Annotated in this window: 14 protein-coding genes and 1 pseudogene; 5 read left to right on the top strand and 10 right to left on the bottom strand. The window is 57.2% G+C overall.

The genetic code is table 11. From position 1 onward, the window contains the following. Nucleotides 1-66: 66 nt before the first annotated feature. The gene (gene psiE, locus PUP35_RS01190; protein ID WP_115876945.1) at nucleotides 67-477 is read right to left on the bottom strand and encodes a phosphate-starvation-inducible protein PsiE; all 411 of its coding nucleotides are present in this window, start codon (nucleotides 475-477) and stop codon (nucleotides 67-69) included. A gap of 96 nt (nucleotides 478-573) precedes the next feature. On the opposite strand from psiE, the gene PUP35_RS01185 reads away from it, so the two are divergent. Continuing rightward, nucleotides 574-1,026, top strand: coding sequence for an acyltransferase (locus PUP35_RS01185; RefSeq protein WP_271369657.1), 453 nt, complete (start codon nucleotides 574-576; stop codon nucleotides 1,024-1,026). Between the two features lie 77 nt (nucleotides 1,027-1,103). On the opposite strand, the gene PUP35_RS01180 is transcribed toward PUP35_RS01185, so the two are convergent. The 5 genes from PUP35_RS01180 to pgi form a co-directional block, all read right to left on the bottom strand. Further along, on the bottom strand, nucleotides 1,104-3,200 hold the full coding sequence (locus PUP35_RS01180; protein WP_274241692.1) for a YjbH domain-containing protein: 2,097 nt from the start codon (nucleotides 3,198-3,200) through the stop codon (nucleotides 1,104-1,106). After that, a complete protein-coding gene (locus PUP35_RS01175) occupies nucleotides 3,200-3,937 on the bottom strand; it encodes a capsule biosynthesis GfcC family protein (RefSeq protein WP_274241690.1) in 738 nt (245 codons plus the stop codon). Before PUP35_RS01175 ends, PUP35_RS01180 begins: the two co-directional genes overlap by 1 nt. Continuing rightward, the gene (locus tag PUP35_RS01170; protein ID WP_115876948.1) at nucleotides 3,934-4,572 is read right to left on the bottom strand and encodes a YjbF family lipoprotein; all 639 of its coding nucleotides are present in this window, start codon (nucleotides 4,570-4,572) and stop codon (nucleotides 3,934-3,936) included. The genes PUP35_RS01175 and PUP35_RS01170 overlap by 4 nt, the downstream gene beginning before the upstream one ends. A 63-nt stretch (nucleotides 4,573-4,635) precedes the next feature. Further along, on the bottom strand, nucleotides 4,636-4,878 hold the full coding sequence (gene yjbE / locus PUP35_RS01165; protein WP_008503423.1) for an exopolysaccharide production protein YjbE: 243 nt from the start codon (nucleotides 4,876-4,878) through the stop codon (nucleotides 4,636-4,638). A gap of 367 nt (nucleotides 4,879-5,245) precedes the next feature. After that, nucleotides 5,246-6,895: a glucose-6-phosphate isomerase gene (gene pgi / locus PUP35_RS01160; RefSeq protein WP_274241687.1), complete on the bottom strand. Its 1,650-nt coding sequence runs from the start codon at nucleotides 6,893-6,895 to the stop codon at nucleotides 5,246-5,248. Between the two features lie 374 nt (nucleotides 6,896-7,269). On the opposite strand from pgi, the gene lysC reads away from it, so the two are divergent. The 3 genes from lysC to PUP35_RS01145 all read left to right on the top strand — a co-directional run bounded on the left by lysC (nucleotide 7,270) and on the right by PUP35_RS01145 (nucleotide 9,980). Beyond that, nucleotides 7,270-8,619: a lysine-sensitive aspartokinase 3 gene (gene lysC, locus PUP35_RS01155; RefSeq protein WP_033144379.1), complete on the top strand. Its 1,350-nt coding sequence runs from the start codon at nucleotides 7,270-7,272 to the stop codon at nucleotides 8,617-8,619. A 93-nt stretch (nucleotides 8,620-8,712) separates the two neighbouring features. After that, a complete protein-coding gene (gene panS / locus PUP35_RS01150) occupies nucleotides 8,713-9,657 on the top strand; it encodes a ketopantoate/pantoate/pantothenate transporter PanS (RefSeq protein WP_274241683.1) in 945 nt (314 codons plus the stop codon). A 50-nt stretch (nucleotides 9,658-9,707) separates the two neighbouring features. Further along, nucleotides 9,708-9,980 carry a DUF3811 domain-containing protein gene (locus tag PUP35_RS01145; protein WP_023309994.1) on the top strand — a complete coding sequence of 91 codons (273 nt, stop codon included), beginning with the start codon at nucleotides 9,708-9,710 and terminating at the stop codon, nucleotides 9,978-9,980. On the opposite strand, the gene rluF is transcribed toward PUP35_RS01145, so the two are convergent. The 4 genes and pseudogenes from rluF to metH form a co-directional block, all read right to left on the bottom strand. Then, complete coding sequence (rluF, locus tag PUP35_RS01140) at nucleotides 9,981-10,853, bottom strand: 23S rRNA pseudouridine(2604) synthase RluF (protein ID WP_032644660.1); 873 nt, start codon at nucleotides 10,851-10,853, stop codon at nucleotides 9,981-9,983. It lies immediately after the preceding gene. Nucleotides 10,854-11,020: 167 nt separating this feature from the next. Further along, nucleotides 11,021-11,164 (bottom strand): annotated as a pseudogene (locus PUP35_RS01135) (type II toxin-antitoxin system CcdA family antitoxin); the annotation flags it as partial. A 108-nt stretch (nucleotides 11,165-11,272) separates the two neighbouring features. After that, the gene (locus PUP35_RS01130; RefSeq protein WP_274241679.1) at nucleotides 11,273-12,904 is read right to left on the bottom strand and encodes a Na/Pi cotransporter family protein; all 1,632 of its coding nucleotides are present in this window, start codon (nucleotides 12,902-12,904) and stop codon (nucleotides 11,273-11,275) included. A 116-nt stretch (nucleotides 12,905-13,020) separates the two neighbouring features. After that, nucleotides 13,021-16,704, bottom strand: coding sequence for a methionine synthase (metH, locus tag PUP35_RS01125; RefSeq protein ID WP_274241678.1), 3,684 nt, complete (start codon nucleotides 16,702-16,704; stop codon nucleotides 13,021-13,023). 193 nt (nucleotides 16,705-16,897) lie between these two features. On the opposite strand from metH, the gene iclR reads away from it, so the two are divergent. Beyond that, nucleotides 16,898-17,725 (top strand): glyoxylate bypass operon transcriptional repressor IclR, encoded by an 828-nt coding sequence (gene iclR, locus PUP35_RS01120; protein ID WP_127729219.1) that lies wholly within the window; start codon nucleotides 16,898-16,900, stop codon nucleotides 17,723-17,725. Nucleotides 17,726-17,742: the final 17 nt, after the last annotated feature.

The following is a 17,742-nucleotide window of genomic DNA, read 5'->3' as shown; positions in this document are numbered from 1 at the left end:
ACTTTAGACGTATTGTATTGACCCAACTTGTGACTGTTGTTAGGCGCTCTTCGGAGCGCCATTTTTTTATTCCCGTTTCAGCCGCTTCGAATTGCACAGCCAGAGGGTGATCACCAGCAGCAGGATCGCCGCCGAGTAGATCAGCACGTCGAGCGGGGATTTATGATCGACGATGATCAGCCGCACAATGGCGGTGATCCCAATGTAGACAAAATAACGTAGTGGGAAGTGAAAGCCGGACTGAAAATACTTCACAATCAGGGCGATAAATTCAAAGTAGAGAAAGTAGACCACCAGTCCTTCCACCAGCGCATATTTGCTGGTTTGTTCAGGGGCAAACAGCGCATCCGCCAGATGCACCGTCTCTTTACCCAAAAAGACGACCAGTATCAGGCCAAGGCTCAACAGACCGAGGTTCAGCACGGTCTGGAGGATAGTTGAGATAAACTCAACGCGCGGGCGAGTCAGGGATGTCATACAGCACCTCATTCTCCAGGGCGAGGTTTCTGTATAACGCAAAAATGTGACGGAGATCTATATTTTTTAATTATGTTTTATGTAGGGAGGTAACCGATGGATCGTAAACCAACCGGGGTTCGCAACGTGACCTGCGGCGACAATGTGACCGTATATGAACCTACTAATCTTTACGACTGCGTGCTGGGCAACGCCGTATTCGTCGGCCCGTTTGTTGAAATCCAGGGCAATACGTACATTGGCGACGACAGCAAAATTCAGTCGCACACCTTCATTTGCGAGTACGTTACCGTAGGCGAACGCTGTTTTATTGGCCATGGGGTGATGTTTGCCAACGATATGTTCCGCGAAGGCAAACCCAATGCTGACCGAAACAGCTGGGGACGCATTACCGTGGGTAATGACGTATCAATAGGCAGCGGTGCCACCATCCTGGCGGTCTCCATCTGCGACGGGGCGGTGATTGGAGCAGGAAGCGTGGTAACAAAATCGATTGTCGAGAAAGGTGTCTATGCCGGTAACCCGGCGAGGCTGCTGCGCCGCTTGTGATTTTCCCGGTGGCACTGCGCTTACCCGGCCTACGAAGCCGTAGGCCGGGTAAGCGCAGTGCCGCCCGGCGTAAAGAATCAGCGGAAGTTAATGTTCTTATCGCTGGTCATGTCGTACAGCTGGAACTTACGTCCAAGCTGCTGGCCGCCGTCGCGCGTCAGCGGCGTCCAGCCAACCGCTGCACGGCTGCGGGTTGGGCCTGACGAGAACAGATCCAGCGGAATCGACACATAGACTCCCTTGGTGAAGTCCCCTTCCCCGTATTCGTCCGGCGAGACGTTGGTAATGGTGGCGTAGCCGCCCACCACGACGCCGCTATCGAAGTGTTTGGAGATGTCCAGCGTACCGCCCTTATCGCCCGCCAGGTACTGGCCTACGCTGGCTTTCACCAGCACGTCAGGCGCGAACGACGGCGTCCAGTAGGCGGTCAGGTGTCCGGTTTTGACGCTGTAGTCGGTGAACTTCATCATGTCCTGCGCGCTGCGCCAGTCACGCTGTTTAACATAGTTAGCATCAATCCCGAACGCCCAGTTGCTGTCGACAGGACGATAAAGCACTTCCGCCCCCGCGCCGCCGTACATGGTTTCCAGATATCCACCGTACACCTGGCCGTAGAAGCCGTTGCCGAAGTACTGGAAGTAGTTGGCCTGCAGGTTGTTCACGTAAGCATCGTTCTGCACGTACTCACGCACGCGGGTACGCACGCGCGGCAGCGACGAGTCTTTTGGCGGATTGGTGTAGTTGAACTTGTCGTAGTTGTTGGCGATGTTGCCGAACAGGCTGCCGGTGGTCAGCAGATGGTCGGTCAGCCACAGATCCGCCGTCGCCATGACGCCCAGCTGATACATGTAGAAGTTTTCCGGCCCACCGACGGACTGGTTCAGCACCGGATCGATATGGAAATCGAAGCGCGACTTGTCGATATACCAGCCCTGCTCTGTGGTTTCTGGCACGATCGGCTCAACGCGTTTTTGCACCAGCTCGGTTTCATGTCCCAGCGGCTCGCCTTCGAGGTGGCGCTTAAGGCTGGCAACATCCGTTTCCGTCGTCACCTGCGGCAGGTTGAGACGGTTCTCCGTCACGCGGATCGTGCGGATCCCCTCTGGCAGATCGTTCATGATGATCCGGTTGGCGCGCTCGATCCCTTCCCGCGAGTCGCGGTATTTCACCTGCTCGCCGGTGACGTAAAGCGTATCGCCTTTCACCTGAATTTTAGGATCCGCCAGGCCGGCATTGTATTTCAGCAGCGTCAGCTGGTTTGCCACCACGGAGTGCTGCAGAATCGCATCCTGCGGTTCCGGCTGGTATGCAGGCCGCGCGTTATCATTGTAGTGCGGCCGCATGTCGTTAAAGTTGGTGCGCAGCGTGAAGCCGAACATCACCGTATTGCCGCGCTCGTAGCTGAGGTTAACGTCGGCCCAGTCGGTGACGCGATAAATTGCGCCGACGTTAAACTTGCTCTTCTGCTCAATCTTCCCGGCGAAGTCCTGCGAGTAATCATTCCCCTCGTACTCCAGCTTCAGGCGTAACGGCTGCCATGGGGTTTGATACTCCACACCGCCAAACAGCGATGCCGGACCGTGGAACATCTGATCCCCGTTGATGGAGCCCGCTTTCTTATAGCTGTTATCGCGGTAGCAGTATTTATCGCTGTAGGAGCAAAACGGGTTTTTCACGTTTCCGCTGGTGCCGAGATAGCCCCATCCCAGGCCAAGCGAGAAGTCGAACGGCCCCCAGGCCTTGCTGGCCACGATGTATTCCGCATCAAACAGGCCGGTACCGCCGATATCTTTGGCGCCCACGGAGACCTGCGGCATCCAGTAGCTCTCTTCCCACAGGCGCAGCTTGACGTCGAAGGCTTTATCTTTGTAGGTCTGATCGCCTGAGAACGCCTCGACGCTGCTGTATTGTTTCGTCCGCACGTCGGTATAGCGCAGCGTGGCTTCAAGCCACGGGAACAGCTGCACTGACCCCGAGTAGTAGCGATACTGGTCGTTATCACGGTAGTTAATGCTAATTTCCCCTTCGCGCGCCATACGCGCGGTGGGCGTTTGCAGTAAACCGACGCCGCCGAAGTCTGACTGAGACGGGCCAATGGGTGCCGGATACGTTTCTGCATGGCAGGCGGCACTCACGCAGAGCGCCAGCATGCTGTAGAGATAGGTTCTTTTCATTATTCCGGTATCCGCTGAATCAGGGAGTGAAGGATATCGGCGTTAAGCCCGTCATACGCCTTCGTCCAGAAATGGTCGGCAAAACCGACAAAAATAATGCTGCCCGGCATGGGTTCGATATGACGTTTATTCCAGTAAGCAACGGGGGCTTTTTGCGTGTGGCCGTCGGGGTAAATCACCCAGGCGTAGCTGTTATCCGCGCCGCTCAGCCGACTCTGCTCGTCGAGATAACTCGCCACGTCACGACCGGGGGTAAAGGGCTTGTTACCCGGGCTGCCGATCAGCCCCATCACGGTCACCGTCGTCGGCTTCGCCGGAAGCCAGAGCGTGTAGTCCCCTTCCAGCGCCGGGTTGCCGTTTTCCGTGACCCGCACGTCATCCGGGTCAAGATTGACGTTCTGTCGGCCCGTCACCTTCAGCGCCTGCAGCTGCTGGCGAACGCTATTAATCGCCGCCGCGTCGTCGCCGTCTTCCTGCTCCGCTAATCCCGTTAGCCTGGCAAGGAGCGCCTTGTGCTGCTGTTCCGCTTCAACGGTCTTCTGCCGTTCAGCGATGACCGCGCCTGGCCACCAGCTGTTGGCGAGCCTTGGCTGTCCGACGAGATCGAGAAGATGCTCGGCGTGGGTTAAGGTTTTGGGTTTTTCACTGTCCGGCGTGTAGACTTTCACAGTCCCGGCGGACCATGCCAGCGGCGCGGCAAAACTGGCGATAAGCGCAGCGTGGATGAGCATTTTCATGATTTCGCCGCCTTGATCAGGGTGGTTTTGACCGGAAAGAATCCGGCACCAAGATACTGTAATGACTGGCGGATCTGCCCTTCCTCGTCAATCCAGAAGCGGTTGTGCCAGGTGGCCCGATCGGTAGTGACCTCTTCATCCAGCACGCGAACCTGCGTTTCGTCGCTGCCGACCTTCACGCTGTCGGTGCCGTCCCAGCGGAAGGTCGAGCGTGCCGTGGCGTAACGCACCTGCTTGTGTTCAGTCCAGCCCATCGTGCGCGTCCAGCCTGCGCCGTCGACGATCTGGTTCGGCTTGATCAGCGGGTCGTCGGCGAGATTATTCACCTCCAGCAGGTTGTCGCCGCCCAGCAGGGTTTTCACGATACGGCCATGCTGCGTCACGATGGTGGCCTGATCCTGCGTCACCCATTTCTGCTGCCCGTTTTCATCGAAAGCGAGCACCACAAACAGCTGCGGGCCATCGTTAAGCTGCATGTACTGACTGGCATAAGGCATGTTCTGAAGTTCGTCATCGGTCAGATGTACGCCCGGCGTGCCGAACATGCTTTCCCACAGTGAATTTCCCAGCCCTTTAGTGGTGGCCGAGCACGCCTGCAGCAGCAGGCAAATCAGAATGATTGCAGGTCGCTTCACGACTCTTCTCCGAAGGGGCGAAATAACCACACCGAAGTGTGGTTATGATTAAAACACCCGCTATTACTGGGTGCTGGTTGTCGTGGTGGTCGTGGTTCCGGTGTTGGAGCCATCACCGCCACCGGTTGCCGCCAGCGCGACACCCACGGCTGAACTTACGGTGCTGGCGCTGGCTGCGGTAGAACTTCCCGCAGACGCAGACGTCGCAGCCGACCCTGCCGCTTCCCCGACCTGAACCGGAGCTGCATAAACAGATGTCGCCGCAAGCGCAGATATGGCAAAAATGCCATACAGTACTTTCTTCATAACAATTTCCCTTCAATGAATGAATGGAGATTTGCCCGAAAAGAATTTCAGGCGGAATCGAGTATACACAACTCATGCCGTGGGTTTGCCGTAAGGGGAAATAGGGAGTGGGTTTTCGGAATAATGGTTAAAATGGAAATGAAGGACAAATCCAAAAAATACAAAAGAAATACAAAACAAATACTTATAATATATTTACATTATCTAATTTCTGCGTATTTTCTTAAAATAAACCGCAGCAATTAACGGGTTAAGCGTCTTTTTCGGATTAAACTCAGATCCAGAATTTGAGTTAAATAACAGACATCAGGAATTATCCGATAAAAAAATGCCGGCATTAAGCCGGCACGTTTTCATGTCGTTTTAATTACGCACGCCATGCTTTATAACGGTTGATCAACCCATTGGTCGAGCTGTCATGGCTGGTAATCGCTTTATCGTCACCCAGCTCTGGTAGAATACGGTTTGCCAGCTGTTTGCCCAGCTCAACGCCCCACTGGTCAAAGGTGAAGATGTTCAGGATCGCGCCCTGCGTGAAGATTTTGTGCTCGTACAGGGCAATCAGCGCGCCCAGGCTGAACGGCGTGATTTCGCGCAGCAGGATGGAGTTGGTTGGACGGTTGCCTTCAAACACCTTGAACGGCACCACGTGGTCCAGCGTTGCCGGATCTTTACCCTGGTCACGGTATTCCTGCTCAACCACCTCGCGGGATTTACCGAACGCCAGCGCTTCGGTCTGGGCGAAGAAGTTGGACAGCAGCTTCGGATGGTGGTCGGACAGCGGGTTATGGGTGATAGCCGGAGCGATGAAATCGCACGGTACCATTTTGGTGCCCTGGTGAATGAGCTGGTAGAAAGCATGCTGACCGTTAGTGCCCGGCTCGCCCCAGATAATTGGACCAGTCTGGTAGTCCACCGCGTTGCCGTTACGGTCAACGTATTTACCGTTGGATTCCATGTTGCCCTGCTGGAAGTACGCCGCAAAGCGGTGCATGTACTGGTCGTACGGCAGGATCGCTTCGGTTTCAGCGCCGAAGAAGTTGTTGTACCAGATCCCGATCAGCGCCAGCAGCACCGGCAGGTTTTTCTCAGGCGCGGTGGTGGAGAAGTGTTTGTCCATCGCGTGCGCGCCGGAGAGCAGCTCAACGAAGGTGTCGAAGCCCACGGACAGGATGATGGACAGGCCAATCGCAGACCACAGGGAGTAGCGGCCGCCAACCCAGTCCCAGAACTCGAACATGTTCGCGGTGTCGATACCGAACTCGCTGACGGCTTTACCGTTGGTAGAAAGCGCCGCGAAGTGTTTCGCCACGTGCTTGTTGTCGCCAGCGGTTTTCAGGAACCAGTCGCGCGCGCTGTGGGCGTTGGTCATGGTTTCCTGAGTGGTAAAGGTTTTAGACGCAACCAGGAACAGGGTGGTTTCCGGGTTCACGTTCTTCAGCACTTCGGCGATGTGGGTACCATCGACGTTAGACACAAAGTGCATGTTGAGGTGGTTTTTATACGGACGCAGCGCTTCGGTCACCATGAACGGGCCGAGGTCAGAACCGCCGATACCGATGTTAACCACGTCGGTGATAGGTTTGCCGGTGTAGCCTTTCCAGCTACCGGAGATAATCGCTTCGGAGAACGCTTTCATCTTTTCCAGCACCGCGTTCACTTCCGGCATGACGTCTTTGCCGTCAACGATGATTGGCGTATTGCTACGGTTACGCAGGGCCACGTGCAGCACGGCACGATCTTCGGTGCGGTTGATCTTCTCGCCGGAGAACATGGATTTGATGGCGTCTGCAAGCTCAGTCTCTTTCGCCAGATCCTGCAGTTTTGCCAGCGTCTCTTCGGTAATGCGGTTTTTAGAAAAATCCACCAGCATCAGGTCGTCGAAGGTCGCGGAGAACTTGTTGAAACGATCGGCATCTTTCGCGAAAAGATCCGCGATGGTGACGTCTTTCATTTCATCATAATGTTTCTGGAGTGCCTGCCAGGCAGCGGTCTGCGTTGGGTTGATGTTTTTCATTAGCAATACTCTTCTGATTTGAGAATTGTGACTGCGGTCGATTGTAGCGCCTGCAAATAAAAATTGTGATGGTTTTTATGCCATTGCCCTGGCCTGCATCAAACACAGGTGAAAAGACCCGAAAAGTATAGCTGCTGAAGCGCCCTCCCGGAGCGGATAAATGTCGGTCAAAACGCCCTAAAACGGAGCATAAAATCTGGCCCTGTTATAAGTCCTGTTTCTCAGGGGTACCCCCCCATAAAAAATCCGCATAATCCCAGCATTGACAGGACCTCCCCCGCATTTTATTTATAGGGCCGTATTTTGCGCCTGCACCTGTTTTCGTTTCACTCTTGTGCCAAGGTCGCTTATTCATTCCCTGACACGAGGTTGTTATGACGAGTTTTGTGGTCGCCAAATTTGGCGGCACCAGTGTGGCCGATTACGATGCCATGAACCGCAGCGCCGATGTGGTGCTGGCCGATCCGAATACCCGCCTGGTGGTGCTGTCTGCCTCCGCCGGCGTGACGAACCTGCTGGTTTCTCTGTCTGAAGGACTGGAAGCGACAGAACGTTTCGTGAAGCTGGATGCACTGCGCAAAATTCAGTTCGACATTCTTGAACGTCTGCAGAACCCTAACGTCATCCGCGAGGAAGTGGAACGTTTGCTGGAAAATATCACTACCCTGGCAGAAGCGGCTTCTCTGGCAACCTCCACCGCCCTGACCGACGAGCTGGTCAGCCACGGCGAGCTGATGTCCACCCTGCTGTTTGTTGAAATCATGCGCGAGCGTAACGTTCAGGCGCAGTGGTTTGACGTGCGTAAAGTGATGCGCACCAGCGACCGCTTTGGCCGCGCCGAGCCGGACGTTGAGGCGCTGGCGGAACTGACCAATCAGCAGCTGGCCCCGCGTCTGGCAGACGGCATCGTGATCACCCAGGGCTTTATCGGCAGCGAAGCGAAAGGCCGCACCACCACGCTTGGCCGCGGCGGCAGCGACTACACCGCCGCGCTGCTGGGCGAAGCCCTGCATGCCACGCGCGTCGATATCTGGACTGACGTTCCGGGCATTTACACCACCGACCCGCGCGTCGTTTCCGCGGCGAAACGTATTGATGTGATCGCCTTCGAAGAAGCAGCGGAAATGGCCACCTTCGGCGCGAAAGTGCTGCACCCGGCCACGCTGCTGCCTGCCGTACGCAGCGATATCCCGGTCTTCGTCGGCTCCAGTAAAGATCCAAAAGCGGGCGGGACGCTGGTCTGCAAGAAAACGGAAAACCCACCGCTGTTCCGCGCCCTAGCCCTGCGCCGTCGCCAGACGCTGGTGACGCTCCACAGTCACAATATGCTGCACTCCCGCGGTTTCCTGGCGGAAGTGTTTGGCATTCTGGCACGCCACAACATCTCCGTGGATCTGATCACCACCTCGGAAGTGAGCATTGCGCTAACGCTGGACACCACCGGTTCAACCTCAACGGGTGACACCCTGCTGACGCAGTCGCTGCTGATTGAGCTGTCTGAGCTGTGCCGCGTGGAAGTGGAAGAAGACCTGGCGCTGGTTGCCATCATCGGCAACAAGCTGTCGCGCGCCTGCGGCGTGGGCAAAGAGGTATTTGGCGTGCTCGACCCGTTCAACATCCGCATGATTTGCTACGGTGCGTCCAGCTATAACCTCTGCTTCCTGGTGCCAGCCGATCAGGCCGAGCAGGTGGTGCAGAAACTTCATCAGAATTTGTTTGAATAAAATTCGTTAGCACGATAAACAATATCTATAAGCCGGGCACAGACCCGGCTTTTTTATAACTAAACAACACGACAATACTGCAAGGAATCCAATATGTTATCCGCTATTACGCGGCTGTTCCCGTTATGGGCGCTGCTGCTTTCCGTACTCGCGTATTACACGCCCACCACGTTCACCGGTATTGGTCCGTGGGTCACCACGCTGCTGATGCTGATCATGTTCGGTATGGGCGTGCATCTGAAAGTCGACGACTTCAAACGCGTGCTGTCTCGCCCTGCGCCCGTCGCGGCAGGGATATTTCTGCACTACCTGGTGATGCCGCTCGCGGCGTGGCTGCTGGCGATGGCCTTTAAGATGCCGCCCGACCTTTCCGCCGGGATGGTGCTGGTGGGCAGCGTGGCCAGCGGCACGGCGTCCAACGTCATGATCTATCTGGCGAAAGGCGACGTGGCGCTCTCCGTCACTATCTCGTCCGTCTCCACGCTGGTGGGCGTCGTTGCCACACCGCTGTTAACCCGCCTGTACGTGGATGCGCATATTCAGGTGGACGTGATGGGAATGCTGCTGAGCATTCTGCAAATCGTGGTGATCCCGATTGCGCTGGGGCTGGTCATTCACCATCTTTTACCGCGCGTGGTGAAGGCCGTTGAGCCATACCTGCCCGCATTTTCGATGGTCTGTATTCTGGCCATCATCAGCGCCGTGGTGGCGGGCTCCGCCTCGCACATTGCTTCCGTAGGCTTTGTGGTGATCGTCGCGGTGGTGCTGCATAACACCATTGGCCTGCTGGGCGGCTACTGGGGCGGGAAGCTGTTTGGCTTCGACGAATCGACCTGCCGCACGCTGGCAATTGAGGTAGGGATGCAGAACTCCGGCCTGGCGGCGGCGCTCGGTAAAATCTACTTCTCGCCGCTGGCGGCCCTGCCGGGTGCGCTGTTCTCCGTCTGGCACAATCTCTCCGGCTCGCTGCTGGCGGGCTACTGGTCCGGCAAACCGATTGATGAACAAACGAAAAAAGATGCGGTGAAGCAGGGTTAATTTACGCTGCTTGCTTTACACTGAAGCCTCCACATCAGGAGGCTTCAGCAATGGCTACACCACGTTTGACCCAGAAAGACATGACGGAAGCCGAGCAGCGCGAGCTGAAAACGCTTCTCGACCGCGCTCGTATCGCACATGGCCGCACGCTGACGAACGCCGAAACCAATCAGGTAAAAAAAGAGTACATCGATAAGCTGATGGCGCAACGTGACGCCGCGGCGAAAAAGGCCCGCAAGCTGAAAAAAGAGCAGGCTTATAAACCTGATGCAGAAGCGACCTTTTCCTGGTCCGCCACCACATCAACCCGTGGAAGGCGCTAATCAGCGCCCTTTCTTTTTACGCCCCGGCTGGGTAAAGCGTTTTCCGTTGCCCGGCTTGCCTCGCCCTTTCTCTTCCGCCTGCGGCGCCTTCACGACCGGGCGCTTAATCGCCTGAGCTTTCGGTTTTGCTTTGGCCTTCGGCTTCGCTTCGGACGAGGAATTCTCGATAAGCTTGAACAGCTCGATCAGCTCGTCGTCCGTTAAGTCGCGCCACTCACCCAGCGGAATACCGGACAGGCTGACGTTCATGATGCGCGTGCGCTCCAGCTTCGTCACTTCATAACCGAAATGTTCGCACATGCGGCGGATCTGGCGGTTTAAGCCCTGCACCAGGGTAATGCGGAACGCGAACGGCGCTTCTTTCTTCACCTTACACTTTTTCGTGACGGTACCGAGGATCGGCACACCGGCGCCCATGCCGCGAATAAAGTCGTCCGTGACCGGTTTATTCACCGTCACAATGTACTCTTTTTCGTGATCGTTACCGGCACGCAGGATCTTGTTGACCAGATCGCCGTGGTTGGTGAGGAAAATCAGCCCCTGAGAGTCTTTATCCAGACGGCCAATCGGGAAGATACGGCTGCTGTGGTTCACGAAATCAACGATGTTGTCCCGCTCGCCGTCTTCTGTGGTGCTGACAATCCCAACCGGTTTGTTCAACGCGATAAACACCAGGTCTTCAGCATCACGCGGTTCGATGACCTGACCATTCACTTTAACCACATCGCCAGGGACCACCTGGTCGCCGATGGTGGCGCGTTTGCCGTTAAGAAACACGTTACCTTGTTCAATGTAACGGTCAGCCTCGCGACGTGAGCAGATTCCGCTCTCGCTAATGTATTTGTTTAATCGGGTTGATTGAGTTGGCAGCATAGTTTCTCCTGTGAAGGGCGAAATATACCTTACCTTGCGGCTGACAAAAAAGTGTTAGTAACCGTTGATCAAAAAATCGAGTGCATCCCGCAATGAAGCACTGTTTTGCGTAAGATCGGCGACACGCTCGCCTAACTCTTTTGGCGATATGCCTGCCTATTGATCCATCAGAACGACCTCTGAAAGTTACTAAAGGAGCCGTTTTCATCAACCCACTGGTTAATGGCCTCGATAGAAACTTTATTTTCTGCTAACCACTCTGCGCGCTGATGCGCACGAAACTGCTCCTGCAGTGCAGCCATGAGTAGTGCGCATGAGCCCCCATCGGAATGCGCATGAATTGGCGAAGTGTAGTGTGTAAATGGCGCTTGATAAGGTGTCACGCCTCGCAAAAAGGTTTTGCGAGGCGCTTTCAGAGATTAATACTCATCCCGCTCGTCATCTTCATCCGGCTGTTCCATCACGCTGTAGGCCACCGCGCAGAACAACGAGTTGAGACGCTTCATATCGCCCAGCAGCCCCAGGTGGAGTGAGCTGGTCTCAATACTCTGCACGTTCTGCTGATGCAGACGCTCGACGTGGGCGTGCGAATAGCGGCGGTTCAGGATACGGAAACGATGCTTGTTGCGGCGCAGGCGGCGCGCGCTCGGCACGTCACTGGAAAAGAAGACCAGCATCGCCAGCTTGAGGTTGCTGACCAGCTGTTCGTGCAGCGCTGCAAGCTCTTTTAAGCCTTCAACGGAGAACGCCCGGCGTGCGGCCAGCGATTTATCGGCTATCTCGCTGCCCATGCGCTCAACAATATCGGAGGCCTGCTCAAGGTTAAGCGACATCTCAATGATTTCCGCCCAGCGGCGGGACTCCTCTTCCGCCAGTTCGTCCTGCGGCATGCGCGCCAGGTAAAGCTTAATGGCGGTATAGAGCACGTTGATATCGTCCGCCAGTCTGCGCAGCTCTTTCTCCTCTCGCGGCTCGCCGTGCATCACCTTTTGCAGGCCTTCGAGCATGGTTTCCATTGCGTCGCCCATGCGCAGCGTCTCGCGCGCGGCATTCGCCAGCGCCAGTGCCGGGGTATCCAGCGCGGACGTATCCAGGTGCTTCGGCTTCAGGCGCGCATCCAGCTCCGGTTCATCCTGAATGAGACGTTCGCAGAAGCGGGCCATCGGCCCGGCAAAAGGCACCATCGCCAGGCAGCGCACCAGGTTGTAGAACACGTGGAAGTAGATCACCAGCTCCGCCTTCGGCAGCGGGAGGTTGTCCATCAGGTTCGCCAGCGGATGGATAAGGGGCAGGATAATCAGGCTGCCCACCAGCTTAAACAGCAGGCTACCGAGCGCCACGCGGCGGGCGGCAGCGTTGGCCGCGCTGTTATTGAGCATCGCCAGCAGGCCAGAGCCGAGGTTGGCACCTATCACCAGACACAGCGCCACCGGGAAGGAGATCGCCCCGGCGGCGGTAAGCGTGGCCGTCAGCAGCACGGCGGCCAGGCTGGAGTAGCTGACGATGGCAAACACCGCGCCAATCAGCGCGTCGAGCATGATGTCCCCGGTCAGGGAAGCGAAGATGACCTGAACGCCGTTGGCCTCGGTAATAGGGGTGACCGCCTGCACAATCAGCTCCAGCGCCAGCAGAATCAGCCCCAGGCCAATGCCCACGCGTCCAAGCTGGCCGGCGCGCGTCTGTTTGCGGCCGAGGAAGAAGATGACGCCGACAAAAATCAGCAGCGGCGACAGCCAGGAGAGATCGAAGGTCAGGATACGCGCCATCAGCGCGGTCCCCACGTCGGCCCCCAGCACAATGACCAGCGCCGGAGCCAGCGCCACCAGATCCTGCGCCACAAAGGAGGTGACAAGCAGGGTTGTGGCGTTACTGCTCTGCACCAGTGCCGTTACGCCAATACCCGCGCAGAAGGCGAGCGGCTTCTTCTCAACGCTGCTGCTGAGAACGGTACGCAAGCGCGCGCCAAAGACGCGCATCACGCCGGTACGAACGATATGGGTGCCCCATACGAGCAGTGCGACTGCAGAAAGCAGGTGTAACAAGGTCAGCACGAAAGGTTTTCCTCCTTATCGTTATTCGTTTTCCATAGGTTCAGTATAAGGGTTTAAGCGTAAGAAAGAGACAAGGCACCCTTGAGGTGCCCTGTTTGTTGTAAGGAAAAGTGACGTTAGTCTGCGTCGTAGCCTAAATTCGGTGCCAGCCAGCGCTCGACTTCTGATACGCTCATGCCTTTGCGCAGGGCGTAATCTTCAATCTGATCGCGCTGCAGCTGCGCCACGGCAAAGTACTTGCTGTCCGGGTGGCTGAAGTACCAGCCGGAGACGGACGCACCCGGCCACATGGCGAACGACTCGGTGAGCTTCATTCCGGTATGGGCTTCGACGTCCAGCAGTTGCCAGATAGTGCCCTTTTCGGTGTGTTCCGGACAGGCCGGATATCCCGGTGCCGGACGAATACCCTGGTAGTTTTCGCGGATCAGTTCCTCGTTGCTGAGGTTTTCATTCGCCGCGTAGCCCCAGTGCACCTTGCGCACGCGCTCGTGCAGGTACTCGGCGAAGGCTTCCGCCAGGCGGTCGGCTATCGCTTTCACCATGATTTTATTGTAATCGTCGTGCTGCGCTTCGTACGCGTCCGCCAGCGCATCTTCTTCCAGACCGCCGGTTACCGCAAAGGCGCCGATATAGTCGGCTTTTCCGCTCAGCTTCGGCGCGACAAAATCGGCCAGGCAGTAGTTGGCAAAGCCCACTTTCTCGGTTTGCTGACGCAGATGGCGGCTGACCGCCAGCACGTGGGTGCGGGTTTCATCGCGATAAATTTCGATGTCGTCTCCCACGCGGTTGGCCGGGAACAGCCCCACCACGCCGCGCGGATTGAGGGTTTTCTCAGCACTCAGCGTGTCGAGCATATCGTTGGCATCTTTAAACAGGCGTTTCGCTTCTTCACCTACGACCTCATCTTCCAGGATGCGCGGATATTTGCCCGCCAGCGACCAGGTCATAAAGAACGGCGTCCAGTCGATGTAGTTGCGCAGCGTTTCTATGCTGGCGCTGACCTCCTGAACGCCCAGCCGATGCGCGACCGGCGGCGTATAGCTCGACCAGTCAAAAGCCAGATCGTTATCGCGCGCCGCCTGGAGTGAAACTGGCGGGGTGCGCGGTTTCTTGCGCCCGTGCTGGATGCGAACGGTTTCGTACTCTTTGCGGGTGCGCTCAACAAACTCGTCGCGCTGGGTGTCAGAGAGCAGCGCGGAGACCACGCCCACCGTGCGCGAGGCGTTCTGAACGTAGACCGTCGGCCCGCTGTAGTTCTGCTCGATTTTGACCGCCGTGTGCGCTTTGGAGGTGGTCGCGCCGCCAATCAGCAGAGGAATGGTGAAGCCCTGGCGCTCCATCTCCTTCGCCACGTTAACCATTTCGTCCAGCGACGGGGTGATCAGCCCGGAGAGGCCAATCAGATCGGCGTTCACTTCGCGCGCGGTCTTGAGGATTTTATCCGCCGGGACCATAACGCCAAGATCGATAATCTCGTAGTTATTGCACTGCAGCACCACGCCGACGATATTCTTGCCGATGTCGTGCACGTCGCCCTTGACGGTGGCAATGATCATTTTGCCGTTGCTGGAGCCTTTCTCTTTGCTGGCCTCGATAAACGGCTCCAGGTACGCCACGGCCTGCTTCATCACTCGGGCGGATTTCACCACCTGCGGCAGGAACATTTTGCCCTCACCGAACAGATCGCCCACCACGTTCATGCCGTCCATCAGCGGCCCTTCGATCACCTCGATCGGGCGGGCTGACTGCTGACGCGCCTCTTCGGTATCCTGCTCGATAAACTCGGTGATGCCTTTTACCAGCGAATATTCCAGACGCTTTTTCACGTCCCAGGCGCGCCACTCGGCCTGCTGAACGTTGGCCGATTCATCCGATTTGCTGCCGCGGTATTTTTCCGCCAGGTCCAGCATGCGCTCGGTGGCGTCGTCGCGACGGTTAAGGATCACGTCTTCTACCGCGTCGCGCAGCTCTGCGGGCAGGTCGTCGTAAATCGCCAGCTGGCCGGCGTTGACGATCCCCATGTCCATCCCGTTGCGGATGGCGTAGTAGAGGAACACGGCGTGGATCGCTTCGCGCACCGGGTCGTTACCGCGGAACGAGAACGACACGTTCGACACGCCGCCGGAGATCAGCGCATGCGGCAGCTCGCGCTTAATGTCCTCGCACGCGCCGATAAAGTCCTGGGCGTAGTTATTGTGCTCTTCGATACCGGTCGCCACGGCGAAGATGTTCGGGTCAAAGATGATGTCTTCCGGCGGGAAGCCCACCTCTTCGGTCAGTATTTTGTACGCGCGGCGGCAAATCTCAATTTTACGCGCGCGGGTATCGGCCTGGCCCACTTCGTCAAAGGCCATCACCACCACGGCGGCACCGTAGCGGCGCACCATTTTCGCGTGGTGGATAAAGATCTCCACGCCCTCTTTCATCGAGATGGAGTTGACGATGCCTTTACCCTGAATGCACTTCAGCCCCTTCTCGATCACGTCCCATTTGGAGGAGTCGATCATGATCGGCACGCGGGCGATGTCCGGCTCACCGGCAATCAGGTTGAGGAAACGCACCATCGCCGCTTCGGCGTCGAGCATCCCCTCATCCATGTTGATATCGATAATCTGCGCGCCGCTTTCCACCTGCTGACGGGCAACATCCAGCGCTTCGCTGTACTTCTCCTCTTTGATCAGGCGTTTGAACTTGGCGGAACCGGTAACGTTCGTACGCTCGCCCACGTTCACAAACAGGCTGTCTTCGCCGATGGTCAACGGCTCAAGGCCGGAGAGACGACAGGCAACCGGAAGCTCGGGCAGCTTGCGCGGCGGCAGCCCGGCCACGGCGTTGCTCATAGCAGCGATATGTTCAGGCGTGGTGCCGCAGCAGCCGCCGACGATGTTCAGAAATCCAGACTCGGCCCACTCGCGGATTTGCGCCGCCATGGTATCGGCATCAAGATCGTATTCGCCGAAGGCGTTCGGCAGACCGGCGTTCGGGTGCGCGGTGACGTAGCATTCCGCAATACGCGAAAGCTCCTGCACGTACTGGCGCAGTTCATCTGGACCCAGCGCGCAGTTCAGGCCGAAGGAGAGCGCGTCGGCGTGGCGCAGGGAGTTATAAAACGCTTCGGTGGTCTGGCCGGACAGGGTACGGCCAGAGGCATCGGTGATGGTTCCGGAAATCATGATCGGCAGGTCAACGCCCAGCGCCTCGAACTCCTCTTTTACCGCGTAAATCGCGGCCTTGGCGTTGAGGGTGTCGAATACCGTTTCAATCAGGATCAGATCGGAACCGCCTTCCACCAGCGCTTTGGTCGATTCACGGTAGGCAGCAACCAGCTGGTCAAAGGTGATATTACGAAACGCCGGGTCGTTGACGTCCGGTGAAATCGACGCGGTGCGGTTGGTTGGGCCAAGCACCCCGGCAACGTAGCGCGGTTTATCCGGCGTGCGGGCCGTCCACTCGTCGGCGCAGGCGCGCGCCAGCTTCGCGGCTTCCAGGTTGATTTCCGCCGACAGGGATTCCATCTGGTAATCCGCCATGGCGATGGTTGTCGAGTTAAAGGTGTTGGTTTCAATGATATCCGCACCCGCTTCGAAGTAGGCGTTGTGGATATCTTTAATCACGGACGGCTTGCTGAGCACCAGCAGGTCGTTGTTCCCTTTCAGGTCGCAGGGCCAGTCGGCAAAGCGTTCGCCGCGGAAATCATCTTCACTCAGACGATACCCCTGGATCATGGTGCCCATGCCGCCGTCCAGCACCAGAATTCGTTCATTTAACTGCGCACGCAGTTGCTCTACTTTGCTGCTCACACTTGCTCCCGACAACGCTCAACAAGGCCAAAAGGCTGCGTTCCATACTGGCACAATCTCGCAGGGCGGAAAAGTCGCTCAGCGGTAACATGAGACATGTTCACCATCACTCCTCCGATCAGTCAGGATAACGGTTGCAAATTCACCAAATAAAACGAAAATGATTTCCACGATACAGAAAAAGGAGATCGTCATGGTCGCGACCGTTCCCGCTAAACGCGGCAGAAAACCTGCTGCTGCCACCACCGCACAACAGGGCGGACAGGTTCAATCGCTCACGCGCGGTTTGAAGCTGCTGGAGTGGATAGCCGAGTCGCACAGCAGCGTGGCCCTGACGGAGCTTGCCCAGCAGGCTGGCCTGCCGAACTCCACGACGCACCGTCTTCTGACCACCATGCAGCAGCTGGGCTTTGTCCGCCAGGTGGGCGAGCTGGGGCACTGGGCGGTGGGCGCGCATGCATTTATCGTTGGCAGCAGCTTCCTGCAGAGCCGCAACCTGCTGGCGATTGTTCACCCGATTCTGCGCAAGCTGATGGAGGACTCCGGCGAGACCGTAAACCTGGCGGTGCTGGACCAGAGCGACCATCAGGCGATTATCATCGACCAGGTACAGTGCACGCAGCTGATGCGCATGTCCGCGCCGATTGGCGGTAAGCTGCCGATGCACGCGTCCGGGGCGGGGAAAGCATTTCTCTCGCAGCTGAGCGAGGAGCAGGTGACGGGGCTACTGCACCGTAAAGGGCTGCACGCCTATACCCACGCCACGCTGGTGTCACCCGTCCATCTGAAAGAAGATCTGGCCCTGACCCGCAAGCGCGGCTATTCGTTTGACGACGAGGAGCACGCCCTCGGCCTGCGCTGTATCGCAGCCTGTATTTTTGACGAGCACCGCGAGCCGTTTGCCGCCATCTCTATCTCCGGACCGATTTCGCGCATGACCGATGACCGGGTTACCGAGCTGGGCGCACTGGTAATTAAGGCGGCGAAAGAGGTGACGCTGGCGTACGGTGGGATTCGTTAAGTATGCATTGCCGGGTG

Source organism: Enterobacter sp. S-33 (assembly GCF_028735835.1).
In the GTDB taxonomy this organism is placed as follows: domain Bacteria; phylum Pseudomonadota; class Gammaproteobacteria; order Enterobacterales; family Enterobacteriaceae; genus Enterobacter; species Enterobacter vonholyi.
Note: the sequence above shows the minus strand (reverse complement) of the source record. Positions and strands in the feature narration are given on the sequence as shown.

Coding starts and splice junctions, on each gene's coding strand:
- PUP35_RS01175 (WP_274241690.1), bottom strand. CDS start 3,937: ATGAAAATGCTCATCCACGCTGCGCTTATCGCCAGTTTTGCCGCGCCG.
- panS (WP_274241683.1), top strand. CDS start 8,713: ATGTTATCCGCTATTACGCGGCTGTTCCCGTTATGGGCGCTGCTGCTT.
- rluF (WP_032644660.1), bottom strand. CDS start 10,853: ATGCTGCCAACTCAATCAACCCGATTAAACAAATACATTAGCGAGAGC.
- PUP35_RS01185 (WP_271369657.1), top strand. CDS start 574: ATGGATCGTAAACCAACCGGGGTTCGCAACGTGACCTGCGGCGACAAT.
- iclR (WP_127729219.1), top strand. CDS start 16,898: ATGGTCGCGACCGTTCCCGCTAAACGCGGCAGAAAACCTGCTGCTGCC.
- PUP35_RS01145 (WP_023309994.1), top strand. CDS start 9,708: ATGGCTACACCACGTTTGACCCAGAAAGACATGACGGAAGCCGAGCAG.
- lysC (WP_033144379.1), top strand. CDS start 7,270: ATGACGAGTTTTGTGGTCGCCAAATTTGGCGGCACCAGTGTGGCCGAT.
- pgi (WP_274241687.1), bottom strand. CDS start 6,895: ATGAAAAACATCAACCCAACGCAGACCGCTGCCTGGCAGGCACTCCAG.
- psiE (WP_115876945.1), bottom strand. CDS start 477: ATGACATCCCTGACTCGCCCGCGCGTTGAGTTTATCTCAACTATCCTC.
- yjbE (WP_008503423.1), bottom strand. CDS start 4,878: ATGAAGAAAGTACTGTATGGCATTTTTGCCATATCTGCGCTTGCGGCG.
- PUP35_RS01180 (WP_274241692.1), bottom strand. CDS start 3,200: ATGAAAAGAACCTATCTCTACAGCATGCTGGCGCTCTGCGTGAGTGCC.